Source organism: Acinetobacter sp. YH12076, from assembly GCF_013419525.1.
Lineage (GTDB): Bacteria > Pseudomonadota > Gammaproteobacteria > Pseudomonadales > Moraxellaceae > Acinetobacter > Acinetobacter amyesii.
The window spans coordinates 60469-74865 of record NZ_VOZY01000007.1 but is presented as its reverse complement, the minus strand read 5'-3'; the positions used below and the strand labels follow the sequence as shown (position 1 = coordinate 74865).

Below are 14397 nucleotides of genomic sequence, written 5' to 3'. Positions count from 1 at the left end.
TTCGTATGAAAGAGATGTCCATACTTTTGCGCCTTGATATTTTTTCTTTAAGCTATAACTTTAAAATTCTGGAATCCACAAACCAATTTCCGCAATGCTGCAGGCAATAAGCATTTATATGCCTATTTTTCAAGTCTACTAATTGCACAGAAAGATCTCGATACCACCTCCATTGGCGAGAGTATAAGTCTTTATATCCTTAATACGCTGAGTTGTAACATCTGCATTAGAAATCGTAGAACTAAAGCCAATGATTAAACTAGAAAGCAATATTGATCCGTTTTTTATATAGATGAATCATTCTTCTAATTGTCCATTTATTTTAAGAACGGACATTAAATCAAAGCCTTTAAACGAAATAAAGCCCTGCACAATGGCAAGGCTCTATTTTAATAACATTACATTGAATTTGTTCAGCTGCTTATTATTGCTGTATAAAATTCTGCAAAGCCTGATTAAATGCATCTGGCTGTTCGATGTTTGAAATATGCGATGCATTAATTTCAAATAATTGGCTATTTGCAATGCGTTCTTGCATGAATTGACCATCTGCAACTGTAGTTACAGGGTCTTGTTGACCTGCAATAATTAATACAGGTACGTGAATAGACGAGATTTCATTGCGTAAATCCGCTTTAGCCAAAGCTTCACAACAACTTGCATAACCTTCTGGGCTGCCAGCTCCGAGGTCGTTACTCAAAGATTGTACAGTTGCCGTGTTACTTTGGATAAAGGGTTCTGTAAACCATCGTGATGCTGCCGTTTCTGCAATTGGTTTCAGACCTTGTTGACGGACTAACTGTGCACGTTCATTCCAAGCTGATTCTTGCCCAATTTTTGCAGCGGTATTGCATACAATGACATGGTTAAAGCGTTCAGGATGATGTATTGCAAGCCATTGACCTGTTAAACCACCCATCGATATTCCACAAAATGTGGCCTGTTGAATATTTAAATGATCCAATAAATGGATGACATCTGTACCCAATTGATCAAGGCTATAAGGCCCTTGAGGGGCAGAAGATGCACCATGACCACGTGTATCATAACAAATGACAAAATAATCCTGCTGCAGCGACTCTATCTGAGGCTGCCACATGCTGAACTTTGTGCCTAAAGAGTTAGAAAAGACAATCGCAGGTTTGTTGGTATCACCAAAAGTTGCGTAATTAATCGTTGCATCATTGGATATAAATGTAGGCATATTTTGAATCCTTAATTTTATAAATCTCCTAAATCCCCCTATCAGAAGGAGGACTTTTATTGAGGATTAAACACGTTCAATAATCAAAGCGATGCCTTGACCGACACCAATGCACATCGAACAGAGGGCATATTGACCTGAAATTTCCTCAAGCTGATTTAACGCAGTCATAACTAAACGGGCTCCAGATGCACCTAAAGGATGACCCAAAGCAATAGCGCCACCGTTTGGATTAACATGTTTAGCACCATCTTCTAAACCTAATTCACGGGTAACCGCTAAGGCTTGAGCCGCAAAAGCTTCATTCAGCTCGATCACATCCATTTGTTCAAGGCTTAGACCTGTTTGAGCTAACAGCTTTTTGATGGCAGGCGCAGGACCAAAACCCATGATTTTGGGTTCAACACCCACCACCGTTGCTGCAATAATTTTGGCTCGTGGCTTTAACTTAAATCTGTTAACAGCATCATCTGAAGCAATCAGTAGTGCAGCCGCACCATCATTGATCCCTGAAGCATTGCCCGCTGTTACCGTCCCATCTGCTTTCACCACAGGTTTGAGTTTTGCCAAACCTTCTGCTGTCGTCGATCCGCGTGGATGCTCATCTGTATCAACTATCAGTGGGTCGCCTTTACGCTGTGGAATGACGACAGGGATGATTTCTTTCTCAAAAAAACCATTGGCTTGTGCAGCGGCTGTACGGCGCTGACTTTCTAAGGCAAAAGCATCTTGATCTTCACGGTTAATATTGAATTGTTCTGCCACATTTTCAGCGGTTTGAGGCATGGTTTCCACGCCATACATTTGTTTGAGTATTGGATTGATAAAACGCCAGCCCATGGTGGTGTCTTCAATCTTTTGACTACGTCCATAAGCGCTTTCAGATTTACCCATTACAAAGGGCGCACGGGACATACTTTCTACACCACCAGCAATAATCAAGTCTGCTTCATTTGCTTTAATTGCACGGGCTGCCATCGCAATTGCATCAAGTGATGAACCACAAAGTCGGTTTACAGTTGTAGCAGGAACTTGAAAAGGTACACCTGCAAGTAGCGACGACATTCGTGCAACATTACGGTTATCTTCACCGGCTTGGTTCGCACAGCCATAAATCACGTCATCAACAGACTCCCAAGCAATACTTGGATTTCGCTGCATCAGTGCCTTAATAGGTAAGGCACCTAGGTCGTCGGTACGTACTGCTGCTAAACCGCCCGCATAGCGACCGAAAGGGGTGCGGATTGCATCAATAATATAGGCATTTTTCATTTTATAAATCCTAAAAACTCAGCTCCTCCCTTTTAACGGGAGGTTGGGAGGGATTTACAGGAAGTTAATTTTTGAATATTAATCCTCCCTAAATCCCTCCTTTAATCAAGGAGGGACTTTTTGCTTTATGCTGTCGTATCTATCAGCTTTGCACCGGTCATTGACTGTAATTCGTCAAAGCTCAGACCCTCAACTTTTTCAATCACTTTCATGCCTTCAACTGTTACATCAATGACGCACAAATCTGTGTAAATACGATCGACACATTGCAGGCCTGTCGCAGGGTATGACAATTCAGCGACAATTTTCGGTTCACCTTTTTTTGTCACATGGTCTGTAGTAATAAAGACTTTTTTCGCCCCAACAGCCAAATCCATTGCACCACCTACAGCAGGAATTGCATCTGGCGCACCAGTATGCCAATTTGCCAAGTCACCATTTTGGGCAACCTGAAAAGCGCCTAATACTGCAATATCTAAATGACCGCCACGCATCATGGCAAAAGAGTCACCATGGTGAAAAAAGCAGCCGCCCGTTTGCATAGTGACAAACTCTTTTCCTGCATTAATTAACTCAGGGTCTTCTTCGCCTTTAGCTGGAGGAGGACCAAAAGCCAAAAGTCCATTTTCTGAATGTAGAAATACATCTTTGTCTGTTGGTAAATAATTTGAAATTTTAGTGGGTAAGCCAATGCCTAAATTGACATAAGCACCATCTGGAATATCCTGTGCAACACGTTCTGCAATTTGATCACGGGTTAATTTAGTATAGCTCATGGTTCTTTCCTCACGTGATTTATGCAGATTGCTCAAGCTGTGCAGGTTGAACAGCCACAACATGTTGTACAAAAATGCCAGGGGTAATAATGTGCTCTGGGTCTAATGCACCAAGTTCAACCACTTCTGAGACTTGTGCAATTGTCACATCTGCCGCCATGGCCATAATGGGGCCAAAGTTACGCGCTGATTTGTTGTAGACCAAGTTGCCCCAGCGGTCGCCTTGATGTGCTTTGATTAAAGCAAAATCGGCTTTAATTGGATTTTCTAAAACGAAATCTTTGCCTTCATAATTGAGTGTAGGTTTGCCTTCTGCCAACAATGTACCGAAACCTGTTGGTGTATAAATTGGACCCAGACCCATACCAGCTGCCTGAATACGGCAAGCCAAATTACCTTGTGGTACAAGCTCAAGTTCTATCTTTCCTGCACGATATAATTCATCGAACACCCAAGAGTCAGATTGGCGAGGGAAAGAACAGATCATCTTACGGACAGCACCGGCTTTGAGTAATTTAGCCAGTCCATAGTCACCATTACCTGCATTGTTGTTGACGATGATGAGATCTTTGATGCCAAGTTCTATCAATCCATCAATCAGTTCAGCAGGCTGACCAGCCGTACCGAAGCCGCCGATCATAATGGTTGATCCATCCTTAATTTGAGAAAGTGCTTCTGTTAAGGAAGCGGTACTTTTATCAATCATGCTACGATCCTTCATCAAGAACGATAAAACTATTTATCTGACTAACCACTTCAGTCATGTAAGGCAGATAATCTTTTATTTCAAATATTTACAAACTTAAAAATGCAGATCAATGGACTCCAATCATGTGCTACACAATTGGAATCCAATCGCATCAGCTATCATCACTACGAACAGAAGAGGGATGACGATTTAAAGCCATAACTTCAATATTCATATACGGGTAAAGGGGCAATCCTTGTAAAATGTTGTGTAGCTCTTCATTGCTTTCAACATCAAAAATACTGATATTTGAATATTGACCAGTGATGCGCCAGATATGACGCCATTTGCCTTGACGTTGTAGATCTTGTGAATAAGCTTTTTCTACAGCTTTAATTTCATTGGCTTTTTCGACTGGCATATCTAATGGAATATTGACATCCATGCGTACTTGGAAAAGCATTTCTCACTCCTAGCTAAATGTTATTTGCGACGTAAGTCATCAATTTTGTTTTCATCAATTTCAATCCCTAAACCCGCTGTGGTCGGAATCTTGAGTTCGAAATCTTGATATTGAAGTGGGGTTTTTAAAATTTCTTCAGTTAGCAGCAATGGACCAAAAAGCTCTGTGCCATAAGCTAAATTGTCAAATGTAGAAAATGCATGTGCCGATGCAATAGTGCCCACAGGGCCTTCAAGCATGGTTCCACCATATAAATCGATACCCGCAAGTTTGGCGATTTTAGAAACCTCACAGCCTTCGATTAAACCGCCAGACTGTGCAACTTTGACTGCAAAAACAGAAGCAGAATTCTGCCGCGCAAGTTGATATGCCGTTTGCGGGCCCATCAGTGATTCATCTGCCATAATGGCTATATCAAAACGACGAGTTAAACGGCGCATCGCGTCAATATTATCGATCGCGCAAGGCTGCTCAATCAGATCAACACCACCATCTTGTAACAATTGAATGCCTTTAATGGCATCTAGTTCAGACCATGCACGGTTGACATCCACACGAATAGAAATGTCCGAACCTAACGCTTTTTTTATGGCTAATACATGCTCAACATCAGCTTCAACGGGGCGTGAACCGATTTTAAGTTTGAAAATATTATGTCGTTTTGCCGCAATCATTTTTTGTGCTTCGGCAATGTCTTTTTCTGTATTGCCAGACGCAAGTACCCAAAGAACAGGTAAGCTGTCACGTAAGCGCCCGCCCAATACCTCGCTTAAAGGCAAATTTAAACGCTGCGCCAAAATATCGAGTAGCGCCGTTTGAATGGCACATTTAGCAAAGCGATTGCCGTTAATATTACGTTTAATGGCTTGCATGGTTTGAGCAACATTCAAACCAGTGAGGGTTTTCAGTAAAGGACTAAAATAAGTTTCAATATTGGTACGAATGCTTTCAGGGCTTTCTTCACCATAGCCTAGACCACCAATCGTCGTCGCTTCACCCCAACCGATATAACCATCTTCGGTAGTGATTTTAATCAAAACAAGGGTTTGCGTTTGCATGGTTGCAACAGCCATCTTGTGCGGACGGATTGTTGGGATTTCCACGAGCAGGGTTTCAATCGACTTATACATCTTGCGTATTACTTATCTATCCAACTATTTATATACCCTAATTTAATGTAATATCTTTAACTAGAGCGATTTTGGTATTTTTAGATACTTAAAAGGTATATAAATGGAATTAAGGCACTTACGTTACTTTGTCACCGTGGTTGAAGAGCAAAGTATTACCAAGGCAGCAGAAAAATTATGTATTGCTCAGCCACCTTTGAGCCGCCAAATTCAAAAACTTGAAGAAGAACTGGGGATTACCTTGTTTGAGCGTGGTTCTAGACCCGTGAAAACCACAGAAGCAGGTATGTTCTTTTATGAGCATGCTGTACAGATATTGACGCATACCGCCCAGGCCGCAACTATGGCACAGCGAATTAACGCCGTCGATAAAACTGTCCGTATTGGTTATGTCAGTTCGCTTTTATACGCATTATTGCCACAAATTATTTATTTATTTCGACAACGTAACCCAGATATTCATGTTGAACTCATAGAATGTGGCACACGTGATCAGATTGAAGCCTTAAAAACCGGTCGAATCGATATTGGTTTTGGACGACTGCGATTAACAGATCCGTCTATTAAACGTGTTTTATTAAGAAAAGAAGCGCTACGTTTAGCTATTCATAAAAATCATCATTTGGCTGAATTTAAAGACAAAGGCATTTATCTTTCTCAAATTTTAGATGAACCAATTTTTGCCTATCCAACAACACCTAAACCGAATTTTTCTACCCTTATCCAATCCATTTTTACCGAGTTAGGACTTGTACCTAAACATTTAACCGAAGTGCGTGAAATTCATATGGCTTTGGGCTTAGTAGCGTCGGGAGAGGGTATTTCCCTGATTCCTGAAAGTGCTAGTGATATTGGCATGAAAAATTTGATGTACATCCCAATCTTAGATTTGGAAGCCTATAGTCCAATCTCTTTGTCGGTACGCAATATGGATCATAGTAATTACATTCCAAAGATACTGGATTGCATTCGTGAAGTCTTTGTTGAAGAAAATATCGATCTGCGCGCCATCGATGCAGATGCATAACTAAGTCAAGGTTTCATGGTCGATGTAACACAAGATCTACTATTCAGATGATAGGGTCTTATGGAATATCAATCACTTCAGCCCAAAGCATCCTGATAAATACAAGACTGAGCTATTTCAAAAACCTTTTCATCTTCAATATTCAATTGATCATATTGCTGCATTTTTTGAATCATCCATTCAAAATCTGAAGTTTGTGGCGCTTGGGTCTTACCAAAATTTTGAATGATTCTTTTGATCCGATGAAAAGCCTCGACGTGAATCTGCTCAGAACAATCAAAACGGATGATGTGATATTGCTTTAACAAAGAAAATATTTCAGAAAAATGCGTTTGTTGAAGCAGATCGTTTTGGGCTTTTTGGATGGCAAGATTGATTGCGTTTAAGGTATTAGGATGTTTTTCTGCCCAATCATGGGTAAAAGCCAAAACTTTATCTGGAATATGATCAATAATATCTTGACTATTGACGATAATACGACTATAGCCTTGTATTTCAGCTTGCGTATTCCACGGCTCTCCGACACAGAATACATCAATTCGTTGCGTTGATATTGCTTCGACCATATAAGGCGGTGGTAAAGTTGAAAACGTTTGCGTTTGAGCAATTTCTGTGTCTGCAAGTGCCAGCCATTCTCTTAGAATATAATGATGAATCGAATGCTGAAAAACATGCGCCAACTGAATCGTTTGATTCTGTTTTACCGCAGATACGATTTTCTCTGCTGAATTTTTTGGAAGATCCAAAGCATGGATATTTAATTCATAGCACAGCTTTTGACTCAAACTAATATAAGCACAATTAGTACTGAGTGTAAGAGAGGTTTGTAAGGGAATGCCGAGATGGTCTTTACCTGTAACAGACGCAGGCAGCATGGCCGATAAGCAATGGGCAGCATCTAAAAAACCAAAAGCTAGACGGTCGCGTAAACTTGCCCAAGATGGTTCTTGAGTCAGTGTGACATTTAACCCTTGTTCAGCAAAATATCCTTGATGTTCTGCCCAGAGCAAAGCAACACAGTCGAGTAAAGGAATATAGCCCAATTGAATATCTGTTTTTTCAAGCTTTTGCATGGTTTATTCCTTAAATTGAGACTGTAACAACGCTTGCGCATCAAGCAGCCGACGCGCCATTTCACCCATTGTCATACGGTGACTCATGGCATTTTTTCTCAGCAAATTAAATGCTTGATCTTCGGTTAATCCATGCATTTGTATTAAAAGCACTTTGGCTTTTTCAATATCTTTTCGATCGGCCAATTTGCACTTGGTTTCAGCCAAATCATTCAGCAGTTTTTTATGCTTTTTATATTGTTCAATTGAAATTTCTAAAATGCTATTCAAACGTGCAGGGTCAATGCCATCGACAATATAAGCCGTCACACCTGCATCAATCGCGCTTCGGATAATTTCGAGACTCGAATTTTTAGTAAATAGAACAGTCGGTAAGTCAAATTGGCTGACACAGCTTTCAATGACATCGCGATGTGGATGATCCATATCCAATAAAATCACATCTGCATGAATATTTTGCAGATATGACATATTTAAATGATTAATCATGAAACTGGCGACCACATCAAAGTCATGCTGAATTAATGAGGCTTGAATAAATTCAGCGCGTTCTTGATCATCATCAATCAGGGCTATTTTTAGTTTTGGCATGCAAACACTCAGACAGAGCCAAACAGATACGTATTGAGTTTGCTAAGCAAATTAAATGCCAAATCTAAAGGCAATACAAAATATAAATCTGCTTCTATGTTTGAGCATAGTTATGTGCGCATTTTTAAATTGAACCATTTCCATGCACTGATCTTGTGCAGGGCTGAACCACGCTTGAACATTTAGCTGCATCTCTATAGGCACATTGACTATCTATTTACCTTAATTCGCTTAATTTCTGACAAGTCGGCGTTCAAAGCCGCAATGTAAAGATGAATTGAAGTCGAAAATAAAAACTTGGCATGGCTCGTGCTTAATACTTGTTGAGTCAATGAAGACTCTAAAAATTTGTTAGACGGCCAACGACGTCCGTTCTGATCGACTCTGTTATGTGTTAGCGACATAACCGAGTAATTCATGCGTTCAGTTCAGTCAGGAGAAGGTTATGTCTTCAAATTTAAATGCCAAAAAAGCCACAAAAATAAGTCTATTTAATTTTTCTTCAGCAGCAATGCGGGCCTTCCACATGAGTTGGCTCGCATTCTTTGTTTGCTTCTTTGCATGGTTTGCCTGTGCGCCGTTGATGCCAGTGATTGCAGGCGAATTTCACCTGACTAAAGATCAAATTGCCAATATTAATATTGCCGCGGTTGCAATCACGATTTTAGTCCGCCTGATTGTCGGCCCTTTGTGTGATAAATATGGCCCGCGTAAGACCTACACAGCATTATTAATTGTCGGCAGCATCCCGGTCTTTGGGGTTGCATCTGCGAATAGCTATGAATCTTTTCTTTTCTTCCGCTTGCTGATCGGTGCGATCGGCGCAAGCTTTGTCATCACGCAATACCACACTAGCATTATGTTTGCGCCTAATGTGGTGGGTACAGCCAATGCGGCAACAGCAGGCTGGGGTAATGCCGGCGGCGGTGCAACTCAAGCCCTCATGCCTTTATTGCTTGGCACACTCGTTATGTTTGGAGTAGAGCAAGCGATGGGCTGGCGCATTGCACTGATTGTACCGGGTGTAATGATGCTGATCGTAGGCGCGCTGTATTGGAAATTTACCCAAGACTGCCCGCAAGGCAACTTTAAAGAACTGCGTGAACAAGGCGTTGCAGTCGGTTCAGATAAAAAAGGCGGTGTAGCCATTCTCATGCACGCTGCACGTAACTATCGCGTATGGATTTTATTTGGCGCTTATGCAGCTTGCTTCGGCATTGAAATCTTTATTCACAACATTATTGCGCTGTATTACGTCGACAACTTCCAATTTGGATTAAAAGAAGCGGGTATGGCAGCAGGGATCTTCGGTCTATTGGCACTGTTTGCCCGCGCGCTCGGCGGCATTGTTTCAGACAAAGTCGCGACTACCAAAGGCTTGGATGGCCGTACCAAAGTTCTGTTTGCGATGATTCTGCTAGAAGGACTGTTTTTAATACTGTTCTCGCAAATGAGCACGCCAATCTTCGCCATTCTTGCCATGACAGTCTTTGCACTGTTCACTCACATGGCATGCGGCGCAACCTATGCCTTGGTGCCATTCATTGACCGTGATGCTTTAGGCGGCGTGGCAGGCATTATCGGCGCAGGCGGCAACGTTGGTGCGGTGGCTGCAGGCTTCTTGCTTAAAGGCATGTTAGATATTCAAACCACGCTAATGGTGCTTGGCGGTTTGGTCGTTATTGCTGCAAGCTGTGTGCTGATGATCCGCTTCTCTGTAGAGCATAAAGAAAAAGAACAGCGCTTATTTGAACAAGCAGTAAATGAACGAAATTTAGCTGAAGCTCAAAACTAATACAAATAGCAGCCTAAGCGTATAGAGGCTTAGGCTGTGCAAAAGAAAATATTGCGGAGAAAGAATATGAAAATCATCATGATTGGTCATGGCATGGTAGGCCACAAGTTTATCGAATCTGTACTGGAACACGCAGGTGATGATGTTGAATTAACCATTTTGGCTGAAGAGCCGCGTTTAGCTTATGACCGTGTGCATTTAACTGAATACTTCAGCGGTAAATCGGCTAAAGATTTAACCCTATGCCGCAGCGACTTTGCCGATGCATACGGTATTGATTTGCGCCTGAGCACCAAAGCAGTTGAAATTGATCAGCGCAATAAAACGGTCACAACCAATCACGGTGATATTCTTTCTTATGACAAATTAGTACTGGCTACAGGTTCATATGCTTTTGTACCGCCCATTCCAGGCAATGAACGTCAAAACTGTTTTGTGTACCGTACCATTGAAGACTTGGATGCCATCCGTGCCGCAAGCTTGAATGCTAAAACAGGTGTGGTGATCGGCGGCGGTTTATTGGGTCTGGAAGCAGCAAAAGCGCTGCGTGATCTAAACTTAGAAACCCATGTTGTTGAATTTGCACCACGCTTAATGGCAGTTCAGATTGATGATCTAGGCGGTAAAGTTTTACGCTCGAAAATTGAAAATCTAGGTGTTAAAGTCCATACGCAAAAAGCAACATCTTGCATTGAAGACGGTGCAAATGCGAAGCATGTAATGAAGTTTGGTGATGGTTCTGAACTGGAAACCGACATCATCTTATTCTCTGCAGGTATCCGCCCACGCGATGAATTAGCGCGCCAAAGTGGTTTAGCCATTGGTGAGCGTGGCGGTATTGTAATTAACGATTATTGCCAAACTTCAAACCCTGACATTTATGCCATTGGTGAATGTGCGCTTTGGCAAAATAAAATTTATGGCCTAGTTGCGCCGGGCTATGACATGGCACGTATTGCAGCAAAGCATGTGATGGAACAAAACTGCACGCTTTTCGCTGGTGCAGATATGAGCACCAAGCTGAAACTGATGGGAGTTGATGTTGCATCTGTAGGCGATGCGCATGCAATGACACCAAATTCTTTAAGCTATTTCTATGCAGATGAAGCAGCTCAGGTTTATAAAAAAATTGTCGTGAATGCAGAGAAAACTAAGCTGCTAGGTGCAGTATTGGTGGGCTGTGCTAAAGAATACAATGACCTGCTGCAAATGATGCTGAATGGCTTAGAAGTTCCAGAAAGCCCAGAAAGCCTAATCATGCCTGGCTATGCACAATCTGCAGGTAAATCGGGCGGAAGCGGTGTCGATCTGCTGCCAGACAGCGCAACGATTTGTTCATGTAACAACGTCTCTAAAGCAGACATTTGCTCAGCCATTGCAGACGGATCGACCTCTTTAGGCGCATTGAAAAAATGCACGAAAGCGGCAACAGCCTGCGGCGGCTGTGCGCCATTAGTCACTCAAGTACTTAAATCGGAGCTTCAGCGTCAAGGGGTAACGGTAAATAACCATCTATGTGAACACTTTGCTTATTCACGCCAAGAGTTGTATCACTTGGTACGTGTGAATGAGATCAAAACTTTTGATGACCTGATTCAGCAGCATGGCCATGGTTTAGGCTGTGATATCTGCAAACCGACGGCAGCCAATATTCTAGCTTCATGCTGGAATGACTTTGTACTTAAACCAAGCCATGCGGGCCTGCAAGACAGTAATGACTACTACCTCGGCAATATTCAAAAAGATGGTTCATATTCAGTAGTACCTCGTATGGCTGGCGGTGAAGTTACTCCGGATGGATTAATTGCCGTGGGTCAAATTGCCAAAGAATATGGTCTATATACCAAACTTACAGGCGGTCAGCGTGTTGATATGTTTGGTGCACAAGTGCATCAACTGCCTGAAATCTGGGAAAAATTGATTGCTGCTGGGTTTGAGTCTGGCCATGCCTACGGCAAATCACTGCGTACGGTGAAATCTTGTGTCGGCAGTACTTGGTGCCGTTATGGCGTGGACGATTCAGTCGGCTTGGCGATTTATTTAGAGAACCGCTACAAAGGCCTTCGCTCACCGCACAAACTGAAAATGGCTGTGTCGGGCTGTACCCGTGAATGTGCTGAGGCGCAAAGTAAAGATGTGGGCGTGATTGCGACAGAAAAGGGCTGGAACCTTTATGTATGCGGCAATGGCGGTATGAAGCCGCGTCATGCAGAATTATTGGCTTCTGACTTAGATACGCAAACATTGATCAAATACATTGACCGTTTCTTTATGTTCTACATTCAAACAGCAGACCGTTTGCAGCGTACTTCTGTATGGCGCGACAACATGGAAGGCGGTTTAGATTACCTGAAAGATGTCATTGTGAATGATTCGCTTGGCGTAGCGGGTGAACTTGAACGCCGTATGAGCCATGTTGTGGGTACATATCAAGATGAATGGCGTACTGCTGTAGAAGATCCTGAAGTACGTAAACGCTTTGTGACTTTCGTGAATGCAAAAGCAGAACAGCAAAATGATCCGCATATTCAGTTTGCATCCGTTCGCGGTCAAATCAGACCCAAAACAGAAGCTGAACGCGATTCGTCACGCATTCCAGTGGTTGAAGCTTAAGAGAATAACGAATTTAAAACTTCTTTTATTTGATTTACATCCTTATTCGGTTTCTCGTTAAAGCGGAAACGAAAGATGGTGAACTAAAAGAAGTTTAAAAAAGGATGAAGAATATGACAATTTTAAAAGAAATGAATGATTTAGACTGGTTTGATGTTTGTGCATTAGAAGATATTACGCCAAATACAGGTGTGGGCGCACTGATTGAAAATCAGCAAATTGCGATATTCCGTGTCGGTGAAGAAAAGCGGGTTTATGCACTGAGCAATCAAGATCCGTTTAGTCAAGCCTATGTTATGTCCCGTGGTATTATTGGTGACTTGCAGGGTGAGCGTGTTGTGGCATCACCCATTTATAAACAGCATTTCAGCCTTGCTACTGGACGCTGCTTAGAAGATAAAGACCAAAAACTCTTGGTTTTTCCAAGCAAAATTGAAAATGGCCGTGTGCTGATTAGCCCGACTGCGCAAAAAACCTATATTACCAATAACGCGCCATCGTCTGAGTTGATGAAACTTGTTTTGGTCGGCAATGGCTTAGCAGGTATGCGTTGCTTAGAAGATCTGCTGGATATGGCGCCAGAGCGTTATGAAATTACGGTCATTGGTGAAGAACCTTGGGGTAATTACAACCGAATTATGCTTTCACCTGTGCTTTCAGGTGATAAAACCATTGAAGATATCATGCTGCATTCACATGCTTGGTATAAAGACAAAAATATCCGTTTTGTAGCAGGTGATGCGGCGGTACGCATAGACCGTCCGCGCAAGCAGGTATACACAGAAAAAGGCTTGGTCATCGATTATGACCGTCTGATTTTAGCGACAGGTTCTAAGCCATTTATTCCGCCTATACCGGGAACTGACTTAAAAGGTGTTCTCAGCTTCCGTGATATTTATGATGTAAACCGCATGCTGGATTACTGTAAATCTAAGCAAAATGCAGTGGTGATTGGCGGCGGTTTACTTGGCCTAGAGGCTGCGTATGGCCTGAAACAGCGTGGCATGAATGTCACAGTACTGCATTTGATGGATCGTATTATGGACCGTCAGTTAGATGAAAAAGCCAGCTTAATGCTCAATCATGCGATTGAACAAAAAGGTATAAAAATCATGACCGCAGCAAATACCCAAGAGTTGATGGGTGAAGATGGCCATGTGAAGCAGCTGCGTTTGCAAGACGGTACTGTTTTAGATGCAGATCTTGTGGTTTTTGCGGTGGGTATTCGTCCGAATATTGAGCTTGCGCAAAGTGCAGGACTGCGCTGCGGCCGCGGTGTCATGGTGAATGACACCATGCAAACTTTTGATCCGAGTATTTATGCGGTGGGTGAATGTATTGAACACCGAAGCCAAACTTTCGGTTTAGTTGAACCGCTTTGGGGACAGGCATTCATTTGTGCATCGCATTTGGCCGAACATGGCAGCTTAACCTTCAAAGCGCCTACGGTTCCGACGCAGTTAAAAGTCAGCGGCTGTGATGTTTTTTCTGCAGGCAACTTTGAACCGTTGGATGATTTTGAAGACATTATTTTGAATGATGAAAAACGCCAAATCTATAAACGCATTATTATTCAAAAAGATAGAGTGATTGGTGCTGTGCTGTTTGGCGATACTGAAGACGGGGCATGGTATGCAGAATTGATTTCAGATCAAACTTCAATTTCAAGTATCCGAAACAAATTGCTGTTTGGTAAGGATTTTGCATTAAAGAAAGCAGGGTGATGCGTCTTTAATTTTGAAAGTCCCTTCTCCCACTGGGAGAA

Annotated in this window: 12 protein-coding genes; 4 read left to right on the top strand and 8 right to left on the bottom strand. The window is 42.2% G+C overall.

Going from position 1 to position 14397, the window contains the following annotated elements; genetic code table 11:
* Positions 1-424 precede the first annotated feature (424 nt).
* The 6 genes from pcaD to FTU22_RS08510 all read right to left on the bottom strand — a co-directional run bounded on the left by pcaD (position 425) and on the right by FTU22_RS08510 (position 5533).
* On the bottom strand, positions 425-1204 hold the full coding sequence (pcaD, locus tag FTU22_RS08535; protein ID WP_180093941.1) for a 3-oxoadipate enol-lactonase: 780 nt from the start codon (positions 1202-1204) through the stop codon (positions 425-427).
* Positions 1205-1270: 66 nt separating this feature from the next.
* On the bottom strand, positions 1271-2476 hold the full coding sequence (gene pcaF / locus FTU22_RS08530) for a 3-oxoadipyl-CoA thiolase (protein ID WP_180093939.1): 1206 nt from the start codon (positions 2474-2476) through the stop codon (positions 1271-1273).
* A 125-nt stretch (positions 2477-2601) separates the two neighbouring features.
* Entirely contained in the window at positions 2602-3252 is a 651-nt protein-coding gene (locus FTU22_RS08525; protein ID WP_078193766.1) for a 3-oxoacid CoA-transferase subunit B, read from the bottom strand.
* A 19-nt stretch (positions 3253-3271) separates the two neighbouring features.
* Positions 3272-3958, bottom strand: a complete 687-nt coding sequence (locus FTU22_RS08520; RefSeq protein ID WP_078193765.1) for a 3-oxoacid CoA-transferase subunit A — start codon at positions 3956-3958, stop codon at positions 3272-3274.
* Positions 3959-4112: 154 nt separating this feature from the next.
* Positions 4113-4403: a muconolactone Delta-isomerase gene (gene catC / locus FTU22_RS08515; RefSeq protein ID WP_078190886.1), complete on the bottom strand. Its 291-nt coding sequence runs from the start codon at positions 4401-4403 to the stop codon at positions 4113-4115.
* A gap of 20 nt (positions 4404-4423) precedes the next feature.
* Positions 4424-5533 carry a muconate/chloromuconate family cycloisomerase gene (locus FTU22_RS08510; RefSeq protein ID WP_180009436.1) on the bottom strand — a complete coding sequence of 370 codons (1110 nt, stop codon included), beginning with the start codon at positions 5531-5533 and terminating at the stop codon, positions 4424-4426.
* A gap of 103 nt (positions 5534-5636) precedes the next feature.
* Between FTU22_RS08510 and catM the strand changes: the two genes are divergently transcribed.
* Positions 5637-6560: a cis,cis-muconate-binding transcription regulator CatM gene (catM, locus tag FTU22_RS08505; protein ID WP_180093937.1), complete on the top strand. Its 924-nt coding sequence runs from the start codon at positions 5637-5639 to the stop codon at positions 6558-6560.
* Between the two features lie 77 nt (positions 6561-6637).
* On the opposite strand, the gene FTU22_RS08500 is transcribed toward catM, so the two are convergent.
* A complete protein-coding gene (locus FTU22_RS08500; protein WP_180023668.1) occupies positions 6638-7633 on the bottom strand; it encodes an ABC transporter substrate-binding protein in 996 nt (331 codons plus the stop codon).
* Positions 7634-7636: 3 nt separating this feature from the next.
* The gene (locus FTU22_RS08495) at positions 7637-8224 is read right to left on the bottom strand and encodes an ANTAR domain-containing response regulator (RefSeq protein ID WP_180023669.1); all 588 of its coding nucleotides are present in this window, start codon (positions 8222-8224) and stop codon (positions 7637-7639) included.
* Positions 8225-8669: 445 nt separating this feature from the next.
* On the opposite strand from FTU22_RS08495, the gene FTU22_RS08490 reads away from it, so the two are divergent.
* The 3 genes from FTU22_RS08490 (at position 8670) to nirD (ending at position 14356) form a co-directional block, all read left to right on the top strand.
* A complete protein-coding gene (locus FTU22_RS08490) occupies positions 8670-10019 on the top strand; it encodes an MFS transporter (protein WP_180093935.1) in 1350 nt (449 codons plus the stop codon).
* A 66-nt stretch (positions 10020-10085) separates the two neighbouring features.
* Positions 10086-12632, top strand: a complete 2547-nt coding sequence (gene nirB / locus FTU22_RS08485) for a nitrite reductase large subunit NirB (RefSeq protein WP_218955015.1) — start codon at positions 10086-10088, stop codon at positions 12630-12632.
* A 113-nt stretch (positions 12633-12745) separates the two neighbouring features.
* Positions 12746-14356, top strand: a complete 1611-nt coding sequence (gene nirD / locus FTU22_RS08480) for a nitrite reductase small subunit NirD (RefSeq protein ID WP_180093933.1) — start codon at positions 12746-12748, stop codon at positions 14354-14356.
* Positions 14357-14397 lie beyond the last annotated feature (41 nt).